21 protein-coding genes are annotated in these 22,137 nt (G+C 60.2%); 6 read left to right on the forward strand and 15 right to left on the reverse strand.

Annotation, left to right across the window (positions count from 1 at the left end):
* Both BUA42_RS08065 and BUA42_RS08070 read right to left on the reverse strand, forming a co-directional pair.
* A complete protein-coding gene (locus tag BUA42_RS08065; RefSeq protein WP_072777485.1) occupies nt 1-936 on the reverse strand; it encodes an exonuclease/endonuclease/phosphatase family protein in 936 nt (311 codons plus the stop codon).
* Nucleotides 937-963: 27 nt separating this feature from the next.
* Complete coding sequence (locus BUA42_RS08070; protein ID WP_072777181.1) at nt 964-2,784, reverse strand: ABC transporter ATP-binding protein; 1,821 nt, start codon at nt 2,782-2,784, stop codon at nt 964-966.
* A gap of 267 nt (nt 2,785-3,051) precedes the next feature.
* Between BUA42_RS08070 and BUA42_RS08075 the strand changes: the two genes are divergently transcribed.
* From BUA42_RS08075 to BUA42_RS08090, 4 genes are all read left to right on the forward strand, one after another.
* Nucleotides 3,052-4,758, forward strand: coding sequence for a peptide ABC transporter substrate-binding protein (locus BUA42_RS08075; RefSeq protein WP_072777182.1), 1,707 nt, complete (start codon nt 3,052-3,054; stop codon nt 4,756-4,758).
* Nucleotides 4,759-4,840: 82 nt separating this feature from the next.
* The gene (locus tag BUA42_RS08080) at nt 4,841-5,878 is read left to right on the forward strand and encodes an ABC transporter permease (protein WP_072777183.1); all 1,038 of its coding nucleotides are present in this window, start codon (nt 4,841-4,843) and stop codon (nt 5,876-5,878) included.
* Nucleotides 5,871-6,851, forward strand: a complete 981-nt coding sequence (locus tag BUA42_RS08085; RefSeq protein ID WP_072777184.1) for an ABC transporter permease — start codon at nt 5,871-5,873, stop codon at nt 6,849-6,851. Before BUA42_RS08080 ends, BUA42_RS08085 begins: the two co-directional genes overlap by 8 nt.
* Nucleotides 6,852-7,083: 232 nt before the next feature.
* Complete coding sequence (locus tag BUA42_RS08090) at nt 7,084-8,142, forward strand: YeeE/YedE family protein (protein WP_072777185.1); 1,059 nt, start codon at nt 7,084-7,086, stop codon at nt 8,140-8,142.
* A gap of 3 nt (nt 8,143-8,145) precedes the next feature.
* On the opposite strand, the gene BUA42_RS08095 is transcribed toward BUA42_RS08090, so the two are convergent.
* The 6 genes from BUA42_RS08095 to scpA form a co-directional block, all read right to left on the reverse strand.
* A complete protein-coding gene (locus tag BUA42_RS08095; protein ID WP_072777186.1) occupies nt 8,146-8,505 on the reverse strand; it encodes a hypothetical protein in 360 nt (119 codons plus the stop codon).
* A gap of 36 nt (nt 8,506-8,541) precedes the next feature.
* Nucleotides 8,542-9,573 carry an endonuclease/exonuclease/phosphatase family protein gene (locus tag BUA42_RS08100; protein WP_072777486.1) on the reverse strand — a complete coding sequence of 344 codons (1,032 nt, stop codon included), beginning with the start codon at nt 9,571-9,573 and terminating at the stop codon, nt 8,542-8,544.
* Entirely contained in the window at nt 9,573-10,256 is a 684-nt protein-coding gene (locus BUA42_RS08105; RefSeq protein WP_072777187.1) for a molecular chaperone DjiA, read from the reverse strand. The genes BUA42_RS08100 and BUA42_RS08105 overlap by 1 nt, the downstream gene beginning before the upstream one ends.
* A gap of 43 nt (nt 10,257-10,299) precedes the next feature.
* On the reverse strand, nt 10,300-10,779 hold the full coding sequence (locus BUA42_RS08110) for a GNAT family N-acetyltransferase (protein WP_072777188.1): 480 nt from the start codon (nt 10,777-10,779) through the stop codon (nt 10,300-10,302).
* The gene (locus tag BUA42_RS08115) at nt 10,776-11,390 is read right to left on the reverse strand and encodes a VOC family protein (protein ID WP_072777487.1); all 615 of its coding nucleotides are present in this window, start codon (nt 11,388-11,390) and stop codon (nt 10,776-10,778) included. Before BUA42_RS08115 ends, BUA42_RS08110 begins: the two co-directional genes overlap by 4 nt.
* A 123-nt stretch (nt 11,391-11,513) precedes the next feature.
* A complete protein-coding gene (gene scpA / locus BUA42_RS08120) occupies nt 11,514-13,643 on the reverse strand; it encodes a methylmalonyl-CoA mutase (protein ID WP_072777189.1) in 2,130 nt (709 codons plus the stop codon).
* Nucleotides 13,644-13,853: 210 nt separating this feature from the next.
* Here scpA and BUA42_RS08125 point away from each other — a divergent pair, with 210 nt between their 5' ends.
* Nucleotides 13,854-14,321 (forward strand): DUF4174 domain-containing protein, encoded by a 468-nt coding sequence (locus BUA42_RS08125; RefSeq protein ID WP_072777488.1) that lies wholly within the window; start codon nt 13,854-13,856, stop codon nt 14,319-14,321.
* A 91-nt stretch (nt 14,322-14,412) separates the two neighbouring features.
* Here BUA42_RS08125 and BUA42_RS08130 read toward each other — a convergent pair whose 3' ends face one another.
* The 7 genes from BUA42_RS08130 to BUA42_RS08155 all read right to left on the reverse strand — a co-directional run bounded on the left by BUA42_RS08130 (nt 14,413) and on the right by BUA42_RS08155 (nt 20,704).
* The gene (locus BUA42_RS08130; protein WP_072777190.1) at nt 14,413-16,413 is read right to left on the reverse strand and encodes an acetyl-CoA carboxylase biotin carboxylase subunit; all 2,001 of its coding nucleotides are present in this window, start codon (nt 16,411-16,413) and stop codon (nt 14,413-14,415) included.
* A gap of 126 nt (nt 16,414-16,539) precedes the next feature.
* Entirely contained in the window at nt 16,540-16,755 is a 216-nt protein-coding gene (locus tag BUA42_RS08135; protein WP_072777191.1) for a hypothetical protein, read from the reverse strand.
* 337 nt (nt 16,756-17,092) lie between these two features.
* On the reverse strand, nt 17,093-17,452 hold the full coding sequence (locus tag BUA42_RS08140; RefSeq protein WP_072777192.1) for a hypothetical protein: 360 nt from the start codon (nt 17,450-17,452) through the stop codon (nt 17,093-17,095).
* A 60-nt stretch (nt 17,453-17,512) separates the two neighbouring features.
* Nucleotides 17,513-17,659 carry a lipoprotein gene (locus BUA42_RS21155; RefSeq protein WP_178346878.1) on the reverse strand — a complete coding sequence of 49 codons (147 nt, stop codon included), beginning with the start codon at nt 17,657-17,659 and terminating at the stop codon, nt 17,513-17,515.
* A gap of 214 nt (nt 17,660-17,873) precedes the next feature.
* Entirely contained in the window at nt 17,874-18,287 is a 414-nt protein-coding gene (locus BUA42_RS08145; protein ID WP_245818972.1) for a DUF6497 family protein, read from the reverse strand.
* Nucleotides 18,288-19,166, reverse strand: coding sequence for an Abi-alpha family protein (locus BUA42_RS08150; RefSeq protein WP_072777193.1), 879 nt, complete (start codon nt 19,164-19,166; stop codon nt 18,288-18,290).
* Nucleotides 19,167-19,171: 5 nt separating this feature from the next.
* Entirely contained in the window at nt 19,172-20,704 is a 1,533-nt protein-coding gene (locus BUA42_RS08155; RefSeq protein WP_072777194.1) for an acyl-CoA carboxylase subunit beta, read from the reverse strand.
* 176 nt (nt 20,705-20,880) lie between these two features.
* Between BUA42_RS08155 and BUA42_RS08160 the strand changes: the two genes are divergently transcribed.
* Nucleotides 20,881-22,110 carry a multidrug effflux MFS transporter gene (locus BUA42_RS08160; protein ID WP_072777195.1) on the forward strand — a complete coding sequence of 410 codons (1,230 nt, stop codon included), beginning with the start codon at nt 20,881-20,883 and terminating at the stop codon, nt 22,108-22,110.
* Nucleotides 22,111-22,137: the final 27 nt, after the last annotated feature.

A 22,137-nucleotide genomic window follows, 5' to 3' on the forward strand; every position in this document is an offset into this window, starting at 1 on the left:
TCACTGTATTGCGTCGGGCAGCCGATAGTCGGCGAAGACAGGATGGTGGTCCGATGGCCATTCCCCGTCAAACCTTTGTTGTAGGACAATCGGACCCTGCAAAAGATCAATGCCGGGTCCACGTGCCAAATGATCAATGGCACCAACAAGATGCACGCCGCGGTTCAAGTGGTATGTCGCTCCGGGAACCCTGTCGAACGTCACACCCGACTGCTCCAGTATGCGCATCGTGCGCGATCCATAAAACGCGTTCACGTCCCCGACCAGAAACACCGTTTCACCCGCAGCGATCCACGGCGTGATCCGGTCGCGCACCAGATTGGCTGACAAGCGTCGGTTCGAACGACTGCTGTATTCGAAGTGGATGTTGACAACCTTGAAGCGCTGATTGCTCTCACGGTCACGGAATTCAGCCCAGGACGCGAAGGCAGGGAACGATCCATTGAAGGTACGCGAATAGAGGATGTCCGGTGTCTCGGAAAAGAAAAACCATCCTTGATCAACGTGTTGCAGCCTGCTTTTGCGATAGAAGATCGGCTGGGTCGATGGAAATTCTCGCCAGTCGCCGCTGGCCGCCACGCCGTATTCGGGGTTTCTCTGCACCAGATAATCGCGCTTCAGATTGACCGAACCATCCGACCCGCGCGACCAGCTTTCCATCTCTTGAAACGCCATGACATCTGCGTTCACGGCGTTGAACGCCATGTCCAGAGGTCCCTTGCGCCGGTCCCAGTCGCCCACTGACCACAGTCCCGTCTCTTCGCGAAGCAGGATGTAATGAACGTTGTAGGTGGCCACTCGCACAGCCGCGCCCTCCGGCGCAGCGCGCGCTTCCGCGCCGTCGCTGTGAGTGACGTGCAGCGCACAGGCGACAAGGGTCAGAAGCGCGACAAGAGACAGGCTTCCGCGCAGAACCGCCCTGACGACCCGTCTCAAACGCCACCCACCTGGCGCGACATGCAATCAGTACCCGCTGTCAGTCAGCAAAACCTTGTGGCCGGGTCCGACCTCTTTGTATTCCGATGGCGCAGGCTCGTAGTCGAGGCCGTGGATCGGTGACGGGATCGGCTTGAAGTTCAGGTCTTTCTCGGATTTTCGACGCTTCGGGTCGGCAATCGGCACCGCCTTCATCAGAGCCTGAGTATAAGGATGCTGCGGGTTTTCGAAGACTGCCCGGCGAGGCCCGATCTCGACGATCCGCCCCAGATACATCACGCCCACATGGTGGCTCACACGTTCGACGACGGCCATGTCGTGGCTGATGAACAGATAGGACACGCCAAGGTCAGCCTGCAGCTCCAGCATCAGGTTCAGCACCTGCGCCTGCACCGACACGTCCAAGGCCGACACCGCCTCGTCCGCGACGATCAACTTGGGGTTCAGGGCCAGTGCGCGCGCGATCGCGATCCGTTGCCGCTGGCCACCTGACAGTTCATGGGGGTAGCGCTGCATGAAACTGCGTGGCAGCTCCACGCGGTCGAACAGCATTTCGACCCGCTCGCGCATTTCATCGGCGGACCCGACCCCGAAATTGCGCAAGGGCTCTGACACCTGATCGGAAAGCTGCATCTGCGGGTTCAGCGACGCGAAAGGATCCTGGAACACCATCTGCATATCCCGCCGTGCCTCGCGCAGCCCATGCGGGTCCAGTGCGATGATGTCCTTGCCGTCCAGCAAGACACTGCCATTTAGCGGCTCAACGAGCCGTAGAATGGACCGCCCCGCCGTCGATTTTCCGCAGCCGGATTCCCCGACAAGGCTCAGCGTTTGTCCCTTGTTCACCGAAAAGGACACATCCTCGACCGCATGCACGTTCGCCACGGTGCGGCGGAAAAAGCCACCCTTGACCTCGAACCGGGTTGTCAGGTTCTTCACCTCCAGCAGCACTTCGTCTGACCCGGTGATGGGCGGCACTTCGGACCCGTCCCGCCCCAAAAGCCGCATCGGTCGCGGCAGATCGGTGCCCGACATCTCTCCAAGCTTGGGCACCGCCGCGAGAAGCGACTGCGTATAAGGGTGTTGCGGGTTCTCGAATATCTCTTCGACTGTACCCTCTTCGACCTTGTTCCCGCGGAACATGACCACGACGCGATCCGCCATTTGCGCGACGACGGCCATGTCATGCGTGATGAACATCACCGCGGTGCCGGTCTCCCGCTTCAGGCGGTCCATCAGCGCAAGGATTTCCGCCTGAATGGTTACGTCCAAAGCGGTCGTCGGTTCGTCCGCGATCAAAAGGCGCGGCTCACAGGCCAGCGCCATCGCGATCACCACCCGCTGCCGCATACCTCCTGACAATTCGTGCGGGTATTGCTTGATCCGCCGCTCAGGCTCCGGGATGCGCACCTGCCGCAGCAGATCGATGGCGCGCTTTGTCGCCTCGGATCTCGACAAGCCCTTGTGCAGACGCAACCCTTCGGTCAGCTGCCGCTCTACCGTGAAAACCGGGTTCAGGGCCGTCATCGGTTCCTGGAAGATCATCCCGATCTCGTTGCCGCGGATCGTGCGCATCAAGTCCTGATCCGCTTCGGCAAGATCAATCTCGCCGCCGCCCGCCCGGTCGAAAAGCAGTCGCCCGTTTGCGATATCGCCCCCGCCGAAATCGATAAGCCGCATCAACGACAGCGACGACACCGACTTCCCGGATCCGGATTCCCCGACGACACACACGGTTTCGCCTGGATTGATTTCGAAAGAAACGTCCTCGACCCCAGCCACAGTGCCGGCCTTGGTCTGGAATTCCACCCGCAGGTTCTCGATCCGGGCGATGGTGCCATCAGGCATTGGCGCGATCCTCTCTGTCGTGATTGCGCAAACGCTAACCGCAGTTCAGGCAGAGTCAAACGCTGTCTGCGGGGTCAAACAGCATTCCGTCGCGTGGGTCTTGCATTTTGCGCAAAAGCTGTTTCGATGAGTGCACAGGGGGAATTCGTCGCCTTAGCGCGGCGATGCTAGCGCAAACAGTACCAGTTTCGGCAACGTCACGTTGCCGTTTTGCCCCCACAAACCAAAAACGACACGGGAAAAACTGTGTCCAACAAGGAGAGAAAAATGAAACTCAAATCCCTATTGATGGGTGCCGTGGCGGCCACCGCATTCGCACCTGCCGCGTTCGCCGAGCGTGGTGCGGACGGTGAAGTCAGGATCATCTATTGGCAAGCGCCGTCGATCCTGAACCCCTTCCTGTCGGGCGGCACAAAGGACGTCGAATCGGCGTCCATGATCATCGAACCGCTTGCACGCTATAATGAAAGAGGCGAACTCGTCCCTTGGCTCGCAACGGAAATTCCGACCGTGGCCAATGGTGGCGTGAGCGAAGACCTCACATCGATCACGTGGAACATCACTCCCGGCCTGACATGGTCGGACGGCACACCGTTCACATCGGCTGACGTGGCATTCACTCATGAGTACTGCACCCACCCGGAAGGTGGTTGTGCACAGGTCACCAAGTTCAACGGCGTGACAAGCGTCGAAACACCCGACGATCTGACTGTCGTCGTGACTTTCGAAGGCCCGACCCCGAACCCTTATGGTCCGTTTGTCGGCGGCGAAAGCCCGATCCTGCAGAAGGCCCAGTTCGAAGGCTGCCTCGGTGCGGCGGCGTCGACCTGCACGGAACAGAACTTCAACCCGATTGGCACCGGCCCGTTCGTCGTTGACGAGTTCAAGCCGAACGACGTGATCACCATGTCGGCAAACCCGAACTACCGTGACCCGAACAAGCCAGCCTTCGCATCCGTCACATTCAAAGGCGGCGGCGATGCCCGCGCAGCTGGTCAGGCCGTGATGGAAACAGGCGAATTTGACTATGCCTGGAACCTGCAGCTGGCACCCGATGTGATCGCGCAGATGGAAGCTGGCGGTAAAGGCACGGCCATTGCTGGCTTTGGTCCACTGCTTGAACGCATCATGATCAACCAGACGAACCCGAGCCCTGACCTGCCCGAAGGCGAACGCTCGACCGCAACGCATCCGCATCCGTTCCTGACGGAACCGGCCGTTTTCAAAGCCATGTCCATGGCCATCGACCGCCCGCTCCTCGTCGAAATCGGCTACGGTCAGGCGGGTAAGGTCGGCTGCTCCTGGGTTCCGGCACCCGAGGCTTTTGCCTCCACCTTCGAAGGCTGTGAAACGCAGGACCTCGACGGCGCGAACGCTCTTCTGGATGAAGCAGGGTTCGTCGATACAGACGGCGACGGCATCCGCGAAGCCAATGGCGTGCCCATGTCGATCCTGTACCAGACCTCGACCAACGCCGTCCGTCAGGACTTCCAGGCGCTGATCAAGGAATGGTGGGGCCAGATCGGCATCGAAACCGAACTGCGCAACGTCGACGCGTCGGTCTTTTTCGGCGGCGATGCAGGTTCGCCTGACACGTTCCAGAAGTTCTACGCGGACGTGCAGATGTACGCGAACACCTTCAACGGCACAGACCCGCAGACCTACCTTGGGAACGCTCTCTGCGCCAACGCGCCGCGTCCGGACACCCAGTGGCAGGGTGAAAACATCTCGCGCTTCTGCATGGAAGAGTTCGACGCGCTTCATGCCGAACTCACCCAGACTGCTGACATGGCGGAGCGTCAGCGCATCGGTCGTGAACTCAGCGCAATGGTGACCGACAACGGCGGGATGATCCCGCTCGTGCACCGCGGCCGTCTCTCGGCGCATTCCAACTCCCTCGGCGGCGTTGTTCTGAACGTCTGGGACAGCGAGTTGTGGAACGTCGCGGACTGGCACCGTATCAAGTCAAACTGATCTCATGACATAAACGCCGGGCGGGATCCTTCCTGCCCGGCATTCCTTTTTCCGAAAGACTCATGACCCGAGGCGCCGCCTGATGCTCACATTTGCCGTCCGACGACTTGTCCTTGCCGTTCCGACGCTTCTGTTCATTAGTTTTGTCATCTTCATGCTGCTGCAACTCGCGCCGGGCGACCCCATGGCGCAGGTGCCGCTTACCGTCCCGCCCGACGTCAAAGAAAAGATGCGCCAGGCACTCGGCGTCGGCGAGCCGCCCCTTGTGCAGTACTGGAAATGGCTGGTTCAGGTCTTCTGGCTGGAACCCAAGGTCTTCATCGACTGGCTGACCCGTGACAGCGCCCTTCTTGGCTGGTTGCCGGATACGCAGCTCTACCAGGGCGAACTGCGCGTGATCTCCTGGCAGACCCGCAGCCCGGTGATGGATATCGTGATCCAGCGTATCCCGCAGACGCTCTGGGTGGTCGGGATGGCATATGTCGTCGGCATCCTGATCGCGCTGCCCATCGGCATCTACTCCGCCTATAGACAGTACTCCGTGTTCGACCAGTCCGGCACATTCATCACGATGATTGGCTTCTCGATACCGCCTTTCTTCACCGGTCCGCTGCTGATCGTGATCTTCTCGGTCCAGCTCGGCTGGTTCCCGTCGATCTATGACACGACCCATGTGGTGAACGACTGGGAAAGCCTGAAATTCCAGCTCCAGCAGATGATCCTGCCGGTCATGGTGTTGGCCTTGCAAACCACCGCCCAGATCAGCCGCTATATGCGCGCATCGATGCTCGACAACCTGAACCAGGACTACGTCCGGACCGCCCGCGCCAAGGGGCTGAGCGAAGGTGTCGTTGTCGCGGTCCACGTTCTGCGCAATTCGATGATCCCTGTGATCACCGTGATCGCCCTGAACGTGCCGTCGATCTTCGGAGGCGCGATTATCACCGAGAACGTGTTCAAGGTGAACGGCATCGGTCAGTTGCTCATCACGGCCCTCTTTGCCAACGACCTGCCTATGGTCATGACGCTGACCTTCATCTTTGCCGTATTGATCGTGATCTTCAATCTGATCGCCGACATTCTATACGGCCTGCTTGACCCGAGGATCCGCTATGACTGAGCCCGTTCAAGCCACCCCAACCCCGATCGAAGCGCTGGCCGACAAGGGTCCGCTCGAACCACCACGCAGCCAGTGGAAGGATGTCTGGGACCAGTTCCGCAAGCACAAGGGCGCCATGTTCGGCGGCGGGTTCCTACTGTTTATCACCCTGGCTGTCGTTGTCGGTCCTTGGATCTGGCAAGTCGACGCGCAAAAGCTCGACATTCGCAACAAGGACATGCGGCCCATATGGAATGCGCTCTGGGACAGCACCGCCAAGGTTGGCTGGAACCGTCCCTTCGGCACCGATCAGCTGGGCCGCGACCAGCTGGCCCAAATCCTGCAGGGCGGACGCACGTCGATGGCGGTGGGCTGGGCGGCGATGATCCTCAGCCTTCTCAGCGGCACCACAGTTGGCGTTCTGGCGGGTTTCGTCAAAAAGGCTGACGGCATTCTGATGCGCCTGACCGATCTGTTCCTGTCCCTGCCCATCCTGCCGCTTCTGCTGGTCGCGGTGACCTTGTTCCGCCAACCCTTGCGCGAAGCGTTTGGCCCCGAGGGCGGCATGTTCGTGCTGATCGTCGGAATCATCGCCGTGACAAGCTGGATGCCCACAGCGCGGATCGTGCGCGGCGATATCCTTGCGCTCAAAGAGCGTGAATTCATCGTCGCTGCCCGTGCCATCGGCACCACGCCGTTCCGGATCGTACAGCGGCACCTTCTGCCCAACGTGCTGTCCCCGATCATGGTCTCTGCCACGCTTGGCCTTGCCACCGCGATCATCACGGAATCCGCGCTCAGTTTCCTAGGTGTCGGTTTCCCCTCGGACTTCCCGACCTGGGGTAAGATGCTGGCCGACGCCGTGCAACGGATGCAACAGTTTCCCGAGCGTGTGATCCTGCCGGGCATCGCGATCTCCCTGACCGTTCTCAGCGTGAACTATTTGGGCGACGGCCTGCGCGACGCACTGGATCCCCGCATTCGCGGTCGCTGACGGTTTCGCCGCGCTATCCGCCGAGACAGACAAAATAGGGATCATTGCACTGTCAGCGCTTTGGAAGCTGGAAACGTGTCAGCGCGCTGACACCGGAATGAGGACGCCTTTGCGCCAAGCGCAACCAATGCAGAACGGTGTTCTCCCGCAATGGGCTCTCTGACGCGCACATACACTTGATCCATGGGAAACCGTCCTCCATTTGGAACGTTGTTCCGCTTTGGAGGCAGACATGTACGAATCTCTCGGATTTGAAACGCTCACCGCGCCGCAGGCAGCGATTGGGCTTGGGCTGATCATCGGTGTGCTTTTCGGTCTTCTCGCCGAAATCACAAAGTTCTGCTTCCGCCGCGGCCTTGTCGGTGACGACCGTCGTCAGGCGATGGGTGTCTGGCTCACCGCTTTGGCCGTCGCCGTCGTCGGTACTCAGATCGGCGTTCTGACCGGCCTCATCAGTTTTGACGACCACCGCTTCATGGCGGCTGACCTCCCGGTGCTCGCCATCGCCTTGGGTGGTCTGATGTTCGGCGCTGGCATGGTGCTGACGCGCGGTTGTGTCTCGCGCCTAACGGTTCTGTCGGCCAGCGGTAATTTGCGCGCCGTGTTTGTGCTGCTTGTCTTCGCTGTCGTTGCGCACGCGACGCTTAAAGGTGTGTTGGCCCCGGTACGCACCGCGCTCGGCTCCGTCACCTTGCCAATGGGTGAAGTGGTGTCCGTCGCGTCCCTGCCCGGCGGCGCGTTGGTTTGGACAGCGATCCTTGGCGCAGCCGCGCTCGTTGTCGCGCTGCGCTCCGGCAACCGGTTGAGCACACTCGGCTTCGCGGCCCTGCTTGGCGCGCTGGTTCCTGCGGGATGGATCGGCACCGGCTTCGTGCTTTACGACGATTTCGATCCCGTCGCCCTGCAAAGCCTGTCCTTCACCGCACCTTTCGCGGACACCCTCTTCTGGACCATCGCCTCCACCTCCATCCCCGCCAACTTTGGCGTCGGCCTGATCGGCGGTGTTCTCGTCGGAGCACTGATCTCCGCGCTCGTTTTCGGCCGCTTCCAATGGCAGTCCTTCTCGGCACCCGCTGAAACCGGCCGCTACGCATTCGGGGCAAGCTTGATGGGCGTCGGCGGTGTCCTGGCGGGCGGATGCACTGTCGGTGCCGGTCTTGCCGGTGTGCCCACTCTGTCAATCGCGGCCATCCTGGCGATTGCCGCAATCGCAGCGGGCGCGCTGATCGCAAACGTCGTGCTGAACCGCGCGCCAAGTGGCGGTCGCGTCTACGCTCACCCGGCTGAGTAAAGCCTAGATATCAATCTCACCTGCACCCGGCGCCGGTAACGCGTCGGGTGTCGGCGTGTCCGGCTTCCGCTTGAGCAGGATATCCCCGTTTGGCAGCACGACCGGAGGCTCGTAGGCCGACCAGTCCTCCACCGTCTCCATCAGCTCGCGCAACGCCGGTCCCATCTCCTGGGCGAATTGGCGAATGGCTGGCTCGATATCATCGGCCAACCCCTCAAGCTCACGCAGAGCTGGTTCCATTTCTTCCATCAAACCACGGAAGAACAGCTTTGCGCCCTCTTCCATGAGGCTGGTTCCCTCGTCCGCGGCAACCGACGACGTCAGCAACGAAGTGGCAAGAGCAAAGGCGACAGCGTGTTTCATGCACGCAATATAGGCCAAACCGATCCCGATTTCACCTCATAGGTCGATATCGAGCGTCACCGGGAAATGATCCGACGCCGTCAGAAGCGCCGAATGCAACTCGGGCATTTTCCAGCACACCGGGTCGTCGAACGGATGCCAGATGCGCCAGCGCTCTGCCCTGGCGCGCAGATCCGGTGATACCATGATGTAATCCAGCAAAGCCTGCAGGTATTTCTCATCCTGCGAGATGTAAAACCGTGCTGTAGTCGGGGACGGGCCCAGTTTCCGCGACAAGGCCAGCGTTGCGTGTGGATCATAAAGCGCGGTGCTCCCGTCCCCGAGCAGGATCTCGACGGAACTGCGCCCGAAGAGGTTCTCGTAGGTATCAAGCCCCGGACCGTCATTCAGATCGCCCAGCACGATCATCGGTTCCCCTGCCGCCAGATGCTCATCCACGCGGGTGCGCAACCAGATCGCCTGTGCAAGCTGCTTGCGACGATTGGCAATCGACAGGCGCATGATCTCATCGTGGCCGTTCGCCCCATGCGGCGCTTTTGATTTCAGATGTGCCCCGATCAACCGCACCACCTCGCCGGTCTTACGCACGGTCAGAGCAACCTCCAGCGGCGGTTTGGAGAACACCACCTTGTCCTCGGTCGCATCGATATCGAGGTCGATCCGGAAAGTGCCATCAAACCGCGGCGCAGCCTGAACGGAAGGTGCCCCAGCCATCGGCGCCGGCCCGATCGGATCATGCGCAGCCGCAAACACGTTCGGGTCGTACATCAGCGCGAGTTCCTGCTGGGTCTCGTTGGCAAACCCCATCACCGCGTTACGCGCCCGCAGGTCAAAGCTCCGCGCAAAGTGTTCAAGCGCCTTCACCGTGTCGCGCCGCCGGTTGGTGTCCGGTGCCTCGATCACCATGACCGCGTCCGCGTCAAGTGCCGTGAAGACGATAGCCAGCGCTTCGATCTGCGCTTCCTTGGTAACGTTGTGGCGAGCGGACCACGAACCATCGACGATCAGCCGCCCGGCATCGTCGAACAGGTCGTCGAACCACTCGACGTTGTACGTGGCGATCCGCATCATGCGTTTTCGCGGGCAGAGATGTCTTCCCAAGCACGGTTGATGGCGATGAGGCGCTTCTCCGACATTTTGACCGCTTCCTCCGGAACACCGCGCGCCGTCATGACATCGGGATGGCTGTCTCGCACCAGCTGCCGCCACGCCTTGCGGATATCTTCGATAGGCGTCTGCGGATCGACACCCAGAACCTCGAATGGATCGGGGTCGGCATCCGGGACAAAACGCGATTTCAACCGTCGGAACGACCCGTCCGGCAGGTCGAAAATCTCGGCCACCCGCAACAGGAAAGCTTCCTCGCCCGGGTGGTAGGTCCCATCCGCCATCGCGATATGGAACAGGCCCTCCATCAGATCACAGAGCGTCCCGCGGTCCTCGCCGAACATGTCGCGAATGCGCAGCGCATACTCCTCGAACCCGGCCACGTCCTGCCGGGCAAGATTGAACACCCGCGCAGCGCCAGCTTCGTCCTCGGGCGAGATGTGAAACACTTCCCGAAAGGCCATCACCTCGTCGCGTGTGACCAGACCATCCGCCTTGGCCATCTTCGCCGACAGGGCGATGACGGCGATGGTAAACGCCACCGTGCGCTCGGGCGGTGTGCGCAGCCGGTCGAAAACTTCAGAAAGGCTTTCTCCGCTGGCAAGTGCCGCCACGGCGTCGGATATGCGTGTCCAAAGTGACATGGGCGGCACAATAGAGGATGCACCGATCCTTGTCAGTGCGGCATCAGAGTATTTTCTGCATCAGCACAAGATCAAGCCAGCGGTCGAATTTGCGACCGACCTCGGGCAACACGCCGACTTCCACAAATCCAAGCGCCGCGTGAAAGGCCCGCCCTACATCGTTTTCCGCAGAGACCCCGGCGATCAGGGAATGAACCCCGTCCGACCGGGCCACGTCTTCCAGCGCCGCCATCAGCGCGCTCCCACAACCCCGGCCCCGCGCGTGCGGGCCAAGCACGATCGAATGCTCCTTGGTATGGCCGTATCCGACCCCGGCCCGAAACGGGAAATAAGTCGCGAATCCAGCGACCTCTCCGTCAATTTCGACAACCTGAAAGGCCGCGCCTCTGGACGCGATATCCGCGGCGATGTCTGCCTCGACCTTGCGAACCGAAGTGAACGTGACGGTGGTGTTGTCGACGATGTCATTGACCAACGCCGTAACCGCCGCCGCATCAGACACCCGTGCGGGGCGCACGATCACCGCAGCACCCGCTCGCCCTGCGGCGTGTCGAAGATCGCTGTCAGACGCGGGTTGGTGGCCGTGATCATCTCAACCCGCGCGTCTGCAAAAACGGGCGCCAAAGCGTCGTGCAACGCGTCTGCATCAGGTGTCTCAACGCGCAACGTCTTCAGCCGCACCTCCGTTGCGGGCAAGGCCTGCCCCGGCGGCGTGTCGGTGTGCCACTGTATGATTGCCGGGAAAAGACCGTCGAACGGCAGCATGCCGTCTTGAGGCACGATCATCGTCCAGCTGACGTCCCCACGGGTCAGGTGGACCGGCTCCCCCAGATCGGGAAATACCTCCAGCACCGCGCCGATATCCGCACAACGCAGGATCCACTTGTCGAGCCGCGCTGGTCCCTTGAACCGGTCCAACCCGAACCACCGCGGATGGGCAGGCTCCGGTTGCGACGGATCAATCGCGATGGCCTCGAAGTAAAGACCATCTGCCAGGCCTACCAACTGGTTATGCGTGGCATAATACGCGTGCTGCCCGCCCGGACCCAAAGGGATACCCAGCGCCGCCTCGCTATGTGCGACAGCTTCCGCCAGTGTCTCTCCGGCAACGGCGATATGATCCAGTTGCAGCATCATCTCTCCCCCGGTTCCCTTGATAGCGTCAGACTCTGTCACTTCTCTGTTTCAAAAAATACCTCGGGGGTTTGGGGGCAGAGCCCCCAACCGGTCGGATCGGCAAAGCCGATCCGAGCATGTTTACCCCCGCGCTTCGCGGATGAGACGCAGGATATCCTGCGCCGCTTCGGGAATATTCGTCCCCGGTCCAAAGATCGCCTTTACCCCGGCATCGTAAAGAAACTGGTAATCCTGCTGCGGGATCACACCTCCACAGATCACCAGAATATCGCCCGCGCCCTGCGCCTTCAGCTCTTGCACCAGTTGCGGAGCCAGCGTCTTGTGACCTGCCGCCTGAGAGGAAATCCCGATGACATGCACGTCATTGTCAATGGCGTCCTGCGCCGCTTCGGCAGGCGTCTGGAACAGCGGTCCGACATCGACGTCAAAGCCGATATCGGCAAAGGCGGTCGCGATCACCTTGGCACCGCGGTCATGGCCGTCCTGCCCCATCTTCACGACAAGCATCCGCGGACGGCGCCCCTCATCCTCGGCGAACGCCTCGACAGCGCGCTGGATGGCGGCAAACCCCTCATCCCCCTCATAGGCCGCGCCATAGACGCCCGCCAAGGTCTTTACCTCCGCCCGGTGGCGGCCGAACACTTTTTCCATTGCCATGCTGATCTCTCCGACCGATGCCCGCGCCCGCGACGCCTCCACCGCTGCTTCCAATAGATTGCCACCCTCGGCAGCGCGGCGTTCCAGTTCCGCCAGTGCCGCGTCGCAGGCCGCCTGATCCCGCGTGCCGCGGATCTTTTCCAACCGTGCAATCTGCGATTGCCGCACCTTGACGTTGTCGACATCCAGGATGTCCAACTCGTCTTCCTTTTCCAGACGGTACTTGTTAACCCCGACGATCACATCCTCGCCGCGGTCGATCTGCGCCTGCCGCATTGCCGCGGTTTCCTCGATCCGCAGCTTGGGCATACCCGACGCCACCGCCTTGGTCATGCCGCCCATCTCGTCGACTTCCTCAATCAGCTTCAACGCTTCTTCGGCAAGATCATGTGTCAGCTTCTCGACATAGTAGGATCCGGCCAGCGGATCGACCACGTTAGTCACGCCAGTTTCTTCCTGCAAAATCAACTGCGTATTTCGCGCAATTCGCGCAGAGAATTCAGTTGGAAGTGCAATCGCCTCGTCCAAGGCGTTGGTGTGCAGCGACTGCGTGCCCCCCAGCACCGCGCTCATCGCTTCATAGGCCGTACGGATCACGTTGTTATACGGGTCCTGCTCAGCCAATGACACGCCAGAGGTCTGGCAATGCGTCCGCAACATCTTCGACCGGTCGTTCTTGGCGCCCAGATCATCCATGATCCGGTACCAGAGCAGACGTGCCGCACGCAGTTTGGCCGCTTCCATGAAGAAGTTCTTTCCGATGGCGAAAAAGAACGACAGACGCCCGGCGAACTTGTCCACATCCATGCCCCGCGCCATCGCGGTTTTCACGTATTCCTTGCCGTCCGCCAGCGTGTAGGCCAACTCCTGCACAAGGTTCGCGCCCGCCTCCTGCATGTGGTAGCCCGAGATCGAGATCGAGTTGAACTTTGGCATCTCGTTCGACGTGTATTCGATGATATCCGCAATGATCCGCATCGACGGTTCCGGCGGATACACGTAGGTGTTGCGAACCATGAACTCTTTCAGAATATCGTTCTGAATGGTGCCGGACAGCAACGCACGATCCACGCCCTGCTCTTCCCCGGCGACAATAAAATTCGCTAGGATCGGGATCACGGCGCCATTCATTGTCATCGACACCGATACCGTGTCGAGCGGAATACCGTCGAAGAGGATTTTCATATCCTCGACGCTGTCGATCGCCACGCCTGCCTTGCCGACATCGCCGACCACGCGCTCATGGTCACTGTCATACCCCCGGTGCGTCGCCAGATCGAAGGCCACCGACACGCCTTGCTGCCCTGCCGCAAGGTTCTTGCGGTAAAAGGCATTCGATTCCTCGGCGGTCGAAAACCCTGCATATTGCCGGATGGTCCAGGGACGGCCTGCATACATCGTCGCCTTCACCCCGCGGGTGAACGGCGCCTCGCCCGGAAGTGTGCCCAGATGCGGCAGGCCCTCGATATCCTCAGCCGCATAGAGCGGCTGCACCTCGATGCCTTCCAGCGTTTGCCATGTCAGATCGTCGAGCGGACGACCGCGCAACTCTTTCTCGGCAAGGGCGCGCCACGTCTCTTTCTTGGCTGTCATTGTCCTCTGATCCTCTTGTTGTCGTCCACGGCTTGCGCGCTCAGGAAACTGACCGCTCGATCGTGGTGTTCACATGCGGGCGAACCCGCGAAAACAGCGTACATGCGCCCGCCGCCGGGACGGTATGCGGTGCGTGTCACAGGAAAAAATTCTCGTGACGCAACGCTATGTCCCTTCGCATTGAATATTCGGCGCACTATGTTTGATGACATGAACAAAATTTTGTCCGCCTGTGTGGCAGCTACGGCACTTGGCTTTGCGACCGCTGCCTTTGCCACAGACCCTTCTCTTCCGGTCGAAAATCCGGAGGACGAAATCATTCTGGAAGCCGCCGACGTCAACCTGGACGATTTCCGCTGGCTCAAGCGACCCGTGCTCGTTTTCGCCGAGTCCCCGGCCGATCCGTCTTTCGTCCAGCAGATGCAGTACCTCACGCGCGAACTTGATGAGCTTGTCGAACGCGATGTGGTCATCATCGTCGACACCGACCCGGCGGCGCAATCGGATGTGCGGACCAAACTGCGTCCGCGTGGTTTCATGCTTGCCCTGATCGGCAAGGACGGGCAGGTGAAGCTCCGCAAACCGCTGCCGTGGAGCGTGCGGGAACTCACACGTTCCATCGACAAGATGCCGATCCGCCAACAGGAGATCCGCGACAGGCGCGCATCCGGCCTGTAATTTCTCGCCTCGAACGCACCCGTTGCACCAGTGCCGATGCGTTCGGCACTGACATCAGGGTCAGCATTGGCACGCGCAGAGATCATCGAAGTTACTCGAATTCCATGATCACATCGTCCACGGCAAGGCTGTCACCCGCCGCAGCGTTGATCTTGGACACGACGCCTTTCCGTTCCGCGCGCAGGATGTTTTCCATTTTCATCGCCTCGACAGTGCAAAGCGCCTGACCTTCCTGCACCTCGTCGCCCTCTTCGACATCGACCTTCACGATCAGACCCGGCATCGGACACAGCAGCATCTTCGACGTGTCTGGCGGCAGCTTTTCGGGCATCTGGCGCGCGAGTTCAGCCTGGCGCGGGCTACGCACATGCACCTTCAGTTCTGCTCCTCGCGTCCGGATGCGGAACCCGCCCGAGATCTTGCCCACTTTCATCACCAGCGGATCGCCATTCACCGTCATCCGCGCAAGCTGATCCCCGGGCGTCCAGTTTCCCTGAACACGCAATTCCGCGCCATCCGCAAATCGGACCGTGGACCCCTCGTGATCGGCGGCAATCGTCACGTCAAAGCTTTCGCCCTGCAAAGCCACGTTCCAGTCTTCACCCACATGGCGTTCGTGATTGTCGAGCGTGCCAGAGATCCGTGCCCGCCGGATCTCGGCCACCCGGTTCATCGCGGCGCAGGCCGCCGCCACACGCTTTAAGGCGTCTGCGCCCAGCGTCACACCGTCGAACCCGTCCGGATATTCCTCGGCAATGAAGGCCGTCGTCATGTCGCCCGAGATGAATTTCGGATGGTCCATCACTGCAGCGACAAACGGCAGGTTGTGCCCAATCCCCTCGACCTCGAAACTGTCGAGCGCATTGCGCATCGTCTCAATCGCCGCGTCGCGGTTGGGACCCCAGGTACACAGCTTTGCGATCATCGGATCGTAATACATGCTGATCTCGCCGCCCTCGAAAATGCCGGTGTCGTTCCTCACGATCCCGTCGCCGAGCGGCCCCTCGGCCGGCGGGCGATAGCGCGTGAGACGCCCAATCGATGGCAGGAAGTTGCGATACGGGTCTTCCGCGTAAAGCCGGTTTTCAATCGCCCAGCCGTCGATCTTCACATCGTCCTGCGTCATCGACAGCGGTTCGCCATTCGCAACGCGGATCATCTGTTCCACAAGGTCAACGCCGGTAATCAATTCGGTTACCGGGTGCTCCACCTGCAGGCGCGTGTTCATCTCAAGGAAATAGAAGTTCTTGTCACCATCTACGATGAATTCGACCGTACCCGCGCTGGTGTAACCCACGGCCTTGGCCAGAGCGACGGACTGCTCCCCCATGGCCTTGCGGGTGGCTTCATCCAGGAACGGCGACGGCGCTTCCTCGACAACCTTCTGGTTCCGGCGCTGGATCGAACATTCACGTTCGTTCAGGTAAATCCCGTTGCCATGCGCGTCGCACAGCACCTGGATCTCGATGTGCCGCGGCTGGGTGACGAATTTCTCGATGAAGATGCGGTCATCTCCGAAAGATGAGGCTGCCTCGTTCTTGGACGACTGAAAGCCCTCGCGCGCCTCTGCATCGTTCCACGCAATCCGCATCCCCTTGCCACCACCACCGGCGGAGGCCTTGATCATGACCGGATAGCCGATCTCGTTCGAGATCTTCACCGCTTCATCCGCATCCTCGATCAACCCCATATATCCAGGCACCGTAGACACGTTCGCTTCCTGCGCGATCTTTTTTGAGGTGATCTTGTCGCCCATCGCCTCAATCGCGCCCTTCGGCGGCCCGATGAATGCAACGCCAGCCGCCTCAAGCGCCTCGGCGAATTTCGGGTTCTCCGACAGAAAGCCATATCCGGGATGCACCGCCTGCGCGCCGGTCTGACGGATTGCGTCCATCACCTTGTCGATGACGATGTAGGACTGGTTCGCGGGCGGCGGGCCGATATGCACCGCCTCGTCCGCCATCTCCACATGCAGCGCATGCTTGTCCGCGTCCGAGTAGATCGCCACCGTCTTGATACCCATCTTTCGGGCCGTTTTGATCACCCGGCAGGCGATCTCGCCCCGGTTGGCAATCAGGATCTTGTCGAACATGGATGTCCCTTTCCGTCAGTCTTTTCTTGGCCGGCGGACAACGCCGCGGCGATGGCATAAAAAAGACCGCCGAGGCGCGGGGCCTCGACGGTCGCAAGATGTGAAACCGCTGTCTGCGCAGGCGCGTCAGCAGCGTTCCGGATAAGTTTGGCAATAGGCGACGTTTGCAGCTGCCCCGATGGCTGCGCCCTGCGCCATGTTGCCATCGGCAACCGCCGCAACTCCTGCGCCAACGACGCCACCGCCGATCGCTTGCTGGCCGACAGTTTCGCCGCAGGCCGCGAGCGCCAGAAGCGCGCAGACCGCGACCGCGCGTGAAACGGGTGATTTTCGAATGTCCATGTCTCTGCTCCTTTGAATGTCCGTGCCTGTGCACAGCATACATCCCGGATCGACCGATGGTTCCAGCCGCTCACGCGATTGCGAGCAATTTGAGCAGATCCCCGCCGCTGCAGCGAAACCACTGATCTCGAACGGAAAAAGTCGGGCGCTTGGCATGGGGTATGACCAAGGCGCCCGACAGGGGAAGGGTAACGGTGAACATACGGCGCAATCTGCCAACGCCGCGTCACTAGGAACATATCCACAGTGTCAGAACCGTGTGACGGGTCAACAAATGAAAAAACACAACTCAAAGTATCGGCTTTTTCCCGCGCAAATTGACCCTGCGTAAGCGACTTCATGCCCATTCCCCGTCCTCAAACGCCTCGGGAAAGGACGATCTGGCTGTTTTTTCATCAATAATCAGCAGCGACTCATAGCTTTCCGGGTCGAACGGATCGTCAAAGGGCAGCACTTCTCGCCCGAACAGCCAGCTCAACCGCCCCGCATCGAGGTTGCCGCGCTCGAAAGGTTCATCCCCGAACTGCCGCCAAAGCGCCGCCATGAAGGCCAAGTCGGCCCGGCGGTCGGGTGGACGCCGATCGCGATAGCGTTCGCGCCGGATCAGCGGCGTCACCCCCTTGGGGTTCGGTCTGCGAATGGTGAACTGGAAATCCGTACCCGGAAGACGCCCCGGAAAGCCGCGATGTTTCAGCATGGGACACCCCCACGCGCAATCGCCGAAAAGGGGGCGGGGGTCGCCCGCCCCGAAATCAGTTTACTTGTACTTACCGGTATGTTTGGGCTCGTAGCTGATCGGCTCTGGGTCGATAACCACAAACTCTTCTTCGGCTTGCTTTTGTCCGCACGCTGTAAGCGCGGCAAAGATGCCGACAACGGCAAGAAGCTTGATGCTCTTGGACATCTTGTTCTCCTGTCAGGTTCAAAGGACCCAACAAGACCTGATGGCCCTGCCTGTCCTCGGTTCGAGGTAGTGACTGCTTGGGTGCAGTCGCCGCCAAGATACCGCAGAACCCGCTGAAAAAGATATCCACAGGACAACAGACCAGCGGTTTGTGGCGCAAAAGACTCAAACCACACCGGGACTGAAGACTGGGCCGCAACATATTGTGGAGCCATCAGAAAAACTCCAAGATGCAGGACCCGTTTTCGATGCGATACGCCTCGAAAAACTGGGTCACATCAGGGCTGGCCTCGCCGAATTCAATCTCGGACTGGCTGAAGGAAATCACGATCTGCTTGGGCTTCGGACCGGTCGTCGTCTCGACCCGCGGGATCGCGAAGGTCTCGCACAGATGCTCCATGTCTGCCTCCACATCCTCGTACTCGCGCCCCTCTGCGCCGATTTCTGGCGCGATGAACCGGAACCGATAGATCAGCCCCCCGCCGGGGCGATCCCACAGCATTTCGTGGAACGTGACGGGCTGGCCCGAGGGCACCTCAAGAGTTGGCTTATTTACTTCCCCGCCCGCCGCCAAAATCATCACGAGCGGTACGGTCAGAGGCAAGAATATCGCTCTCGGATCGCTCATTTATCCGGCCGCAACCTGTTCATGAGGGTCAACAGCATCCAGAAAGCCACAACCAACTTGCGTCAAATAGCACCCGGTTATCTCAAGGACGAGGTTTTCACCTGATGGCTCAATCTCAGCGCGCCTAATCAGTCTTTTTTCTGTCCTTTCAATTAAACCCTGTGCAGAAAGCATATCGAGCGATGCCCAATCGTCAGTCGTGTGCACAAATCCATTTGTAGCATGCGGTTCGATTATGGCCTCCAGCCCCCAGTTCGGGTTTTCGTCAAATCGATAAACACTGAACTCCTGTATCTTTAGTCCAGCTTTTTCTACCTTTTGCTTAAGGTAGGACTCAAGTTTCGCTTCATCTGAATAGGAAAAGTCTACAAAAAACAATCCTTTGGGGTCATTTTCCAAATGCTTCCACACAAATTCTGCGTCGTCAGGGAATCGATAGACATCGCTACTTTCGCCATGCTTCCTAAGCCTTTGGAGCAACTCGGCCTCAGACTTGGTGATCTCTTTAAGAAATCGCTTATAAAGAAAGTGCGAGCGGGCTTTATTTTCGGCTTCCGAAACAAACAGATTTGCCCACATCTCAACTAAGACATCATCTTCCTCTAAAGATACCCCTTCAATCCAGTCCACAGTAAACTTCGCAGCTGGAGGATTGAGGTTTTTGCCAGCTTTATGACTAATCGCACGAACGCGCTGAAGAGCACGTACCGCGTTTTCTTCTCGATAGGTTCTGACCATGTCACCAAGCAAACCAGCACTCTCAGTGAATGGGCTGCCGAGATCGCAGAGCGCATTGATCAAACGCGCTGTCGTTCGACCGCGAGACTGAATCTCAAAGCCGTCTACTTTGGCACCAACCTTTAGCTCATCATCAGTCATTTCTCTCACAACGGAATGTTGTCGTGCTTCTTCCACGGCATCGATTGCTGCTTCGACCGCAGCGCCGCGAATGCCCGCGCCACCCGTTTGCGGGTCGAGCGCGGCTGGATCACCTCGTCGATGAACCCCCGCTCCGCCGCGACAAACGGGTTCGCGAACCGGTCTTCATACTCCGCCGTATGCGCCGCGATCTTGTCCGGGTCGCCAAGGTCCGCACGGTGGATGATCTCGGTCGCACCCTTTGCGCCCATCACCGCGATCTCGGAGGTCGGCCAGGCATAGTTCACATCCGCGCGCAGGTGCTTGGACGCCATCACCACATACGCCCCGCCATAGCTCTTGCGGGTGATGACGGTCACCTTTGGCACCGTCGCCTCACCATAGGCAAAGAGCAGTTTCGCTCCGTGCTTGATCACCCCGTTGTATTCCTGAGACGTCCCCGGCAGGAAGCCCGGCACGTCGACCAGCGTCAGGATCGGGATCTCGAAGCAATCGCAGAACCGCACGAACCGTGCCGCCTTGCGGGCGCTGTCGATGTCGAGCACGCCCGCGAGCACCATCGGCTGGTTCGCGACCACCCCAACGGTCTGCCCTTCCAGACGAATAAACCCGGTGATGATGTTCTTAGCGAAGTCTTCCTGGATCTCGTAGAAATCCGCCTCATCGGCGATCTTCAGGATGAGCTCTTTCATGTCGTAGGGCGTGTTGGGGTTTTCCGGAACAAGCGTATCCAAGGACGCCTCCAGCCGGTCCACATCGTCAAAGAACGGACGTGTCGGGGGCGGCTGACGATTGTTGAGCGGCAGGAAGTCCACCAGACGCCGCACCTCGGCCAGCGCTTCGACGTCGTTCTCGAATGCGCCATCCGCGACCGAGGACTTCTTGGTATGCGTCGATGCGCCCCCAAGTTCTTCTGCCGTGACATGTTCGTTGGTCACAGTTTTCACCACGTCGGGACCAGTGACGAACATGTAAGAGCTGTCTTTCACCATGAAGATGAAGTCCGTCATCGCAGGGCTGTAGACCGCGCCACCCGCGCAAGGGCCCATGATCACGCTGATTTGCGGCACCACGCCCGACGCCATTATGTTGCGCTGGAACACTTCACCATAGCCCGCAAGGCTGTCCACACCTTCCTGAATGCGCGCGCCACCCGAGTCGTTGATCCCGACCACCGGCGCGCCGTTCTGCATCGCCATATCCATGATCTTGCAGATCTTCATCGCGTGGGTCGCCGACACCGATCCCCCCAGAACGGTAAAGTCCTGAGAGAACACATAGACCATGCGCCCGTTGATCGTGCCCCAGCCTGTGACCACGCCATCGCCCGCCGGTCTGTTCTTCTCCATTCCGAAGTCCGTACAGCGGTGGGTGACGAACATGTCGTATTCTTCAAAGCTGCCCTCATCGAGCAGAAGCTCGACACGTTCCCGCGCCGTCAGCTTGCCGCGCGCGTGCTGCGCCTCGATGCGTTTCTGACCGCCCCCCAGTCGCGCGGCGGCGCGGCGGGTCTCCAGCTCTTGCAGAATATCTTTCATGGACTGTCCCTTTTTCGCTTTGGCGCGAACATACTGCGGCGCGGCATTGGCTCAAGAGCTAATGAGCAAATTTGCAAACCTTGAAAACGCTCGGCCCTGCAATTTGCAAATTTGCAAAGAACCGCCGACGTGCCTAATATATGGACATTCCCCAATCTCGGGCGTAGCGAAGAGACATGAGCTATGCCTCCAAGGTCCGATTTCTGGACCGCACCACACCGCCGCATATTGTCACACTGATCCTGCTCGCAGGGCTTTCAGCGCTTGTGATGAACATCTTTCTGCCGTCGCTGCCGAACATGACAGCCCATTTCGAAACCGACTACAGGCTCATGCAGTTGTCGGTCGCGGTTTATCTTGGCGTGAACGCGGTACTGCAGCTGGTGATCGGTCCAATCTCGGACAAACTGGGCCGCCGCCCGGTGATCCTCTGGGGCCTTCTGGCGTTCTGCGTTGCCACGGTTGGCTGCATCTATGCGCCCGATATCTACACGTTCCTCGCGTTCCGCATGGCGCAGGCCTCCGTTGTGGTCGCCATGGTCCTGAGCCGCGCCGTGGTGCGGGATTGCGTCCCGCAGGATCAGGCCGCATCGATGATCGGCTATGTGACCATGGGCATGGCTGTCGTCCCGATGATCGGTCCCGCCTTTGGTGGCGTGCTTGATCAGGTCTTCGGCTGGCAAGCGAATTTCTGGCTCCTGCTTTTTCTGGGACTGGGCATGGCCTGGCTTTCCTGGGCCGATCTGGGCGAAACGGCTCGGGCGAGCGGGTTGACCCTGACAGAGCAATTCAAGCAGTACCCCGAACTGCTCACCAGCCCGCGCTTCTGGGGCTACGCGCTGGCCTCCGGTCTCGCGTCTGGGGCGTTCTTCGCCTATCTCGGCGGCGCGCCCTTTGTCGGCACCGAGGTGTTCGGCATGACACCGGCCGAGCTTGGCTTCTTCTTCGGCGCTCCGGCGATCGGCTACTTTCTCGGCAACTTCATTTCGGGCCGCTACTCGTCCCGCATCGGCGTCAACCGGATGGTCTATGTCGGATCGCTGATCAACGGCACCGGTGTATCCCTCTCCATCCTTGTGTTCTGGCTTGGCTTGGGCAGTGAATGGACCTTCTTCGGCTTCATGACCTTCGTGGGTCTGGGCAACGGCATGGTCATCCCCAACGCTACCGCAGGCATGCTGTCGGTGCGCCCGCATCTGGCGGGGACGGCATCGGGTCTTGGCGGGTCGATCATGCTGGGCGGCGGCGCGGCCTTGTCCGCCCTGGCCGGGGCCTTGCTGGTGCCTGGGTCCGGTCCCTGGCCGCTGCTCTGGATCATGCTCGGCACCGCGGGCGGCGCGATCATCGCGATCCGTTTCGTGATCTGGCGGGCGTCACGTCTGGCGGGGCTGGACACCGCCGGGTGAATTTGCAAACCCTTGGCAAGACGCTGC

The organism is Marivita hallyeonensis (assembly GCF_900129875.1).
GTDB classification, from domain to species: Bacteria; Pseudomonadota; Alphaproteobacteria; order Rhodobacterales; family Rhodobacteraceae; genus Marivita; species Marivita hallyeonensis.

Excerpts from the sequence above, each read along its gene's own strand:
- BUA42_RS08145 (WP_245818972.1), bottom strand. The coding sequence starts at position 18,287 with ATGAGCGATCCGAGAGCGATATTCTTGCCTCTGACCGTACCGCTCGTG.
- BUA42_RS08095 (WP_072777186.1), bottom strand. The coding sequence starts at position 8,505 with ATGAAACACGCTGTCGCCTTTGCTCTTGCCACTTCGTTGCTGACGTCG.
- BUA42_RS08115 (WP_072777487.1), bottom strand. The coding sequence starts at position 11,390 with ATGCTGCAACTGGATCATATCGCCGTTGCCGGAGAGACACTGGCGGAA.
- BUA42_RS08080 (WP_072777183.1), top strand. The coding sequence starts at position 4,841 with ATGCTCACATTTGCCGTCCGACGACTTGTCCTTGCCGTTCCGACGCTT.
- BUA42_RS08090 (WP_072777185.1), top strand. The coding sequence starts at position 7,084 with ATGTACGAATCTCTCGGATTTGAAACGCTCACCGCGCCGCAGGCAGCG.
- BUA42_RS08140 (WP_072777192.1), bottom strand. The coding sequence starts at position 17,452 with ATGCTGAAACATCGCGGCTTTCCGGGGCGTCTTCCGGGTACGGATTTC.
- BUA42_RS21155 (WP_178346878.1), bottom strand. The coding sequence starts at position 17,659 with ATGTCCAAGAGCATCAAGCTTCTTGCCGTTGTCGGCATCTTTGCCGCG.
- scpA (WP_072777189.1), bottom strand. The coding sequence starts at position 13,643 with ATGACAGCCAAGAAAGAGACGTGGCGCGCCCTTGCCGAGAAAGAGTTG.
- BUA42_RS08150 (WP_072777193.1), bottom strand. The coding sequence starts at position 19,166 with ATGACTGATGATGAGCTAAAGGTTGGTGCCAAAGTAGACGGCTTTGAG.
- BUA42_RS08125 (WP_072777488.1), top strand. The coding sequence starts at position 13,854 with ATGAACAAAATTTTGTCCGCCTGTGTGGCAGCTACGGCACTTGGCTTT.
- BUA42_RS08085 (WP_072777184.1), top strand. The coding sequence starts at position 5,871 with ATGACTGAGCCCGTTCAAGCCACCCCAACCCCGATCGAAGCGCTGGCC.
- BUA42_RS08100 (WP_072777486.1), bottom strand. The coding sequence starts at position 9,573 with ATGCGGATCGCCACGTACAACGTCGAGTGGTTCGACGACCTGTTCGAC.
- BUA42_RS08130 (WP_072777190.1), bottom strand. The coding sequence starts at position 16,413 with ATGTTCGACAAGATCCTGATTGCCAACCGGGGCGAGATCGCCTGCCGG.
- BUA42_RS08105 (WP_072777187.1), bottom strand. The coding sequence starts at position 10,256 with ATGTCACTTTGGACACGCATATCCGACGCCGTGGCGGCACTTGCCAGC.
- BUA42_RS08160 (WP_072777195.1), top strand. The coding sequence starts at position 20,881 with ATGAGCTATGCCTCCAAGGTCCGATTTCTGGACCGCACCACACCGCCG.
- BUA42_RS08075 (WP_072777182.1), top strand. The coding sequence starts at position 3,052 with ATGAAACTCAAATCCCTATTGATGGGTGCCGTGGCGGCCACCGCATTC.
- BUA42_RS08135 (WP_072777191.1), bottom strand. The coding sequence starts at position 16,755 with ATGGACATTCGAAAATCACCCGTTTCACGCGCGGTCGCGGTCTGCGCG.
- BUA42_RS08070 (WP_072777181.1), bottom strand. The coding sequence starts at position 2,784 with ATGCCTGATGGCACCATCGCCCGGATCGAGAACCTGCGGGTGGAATTC.
- BUA42_RS08155 (WP_072777194.1), bottom strand. The coding sequence starts at position 20,704 with ATGAAAGATATTCTGCAAGAGCTGGAGACCCGCCGCGCCGCCGCGCGA.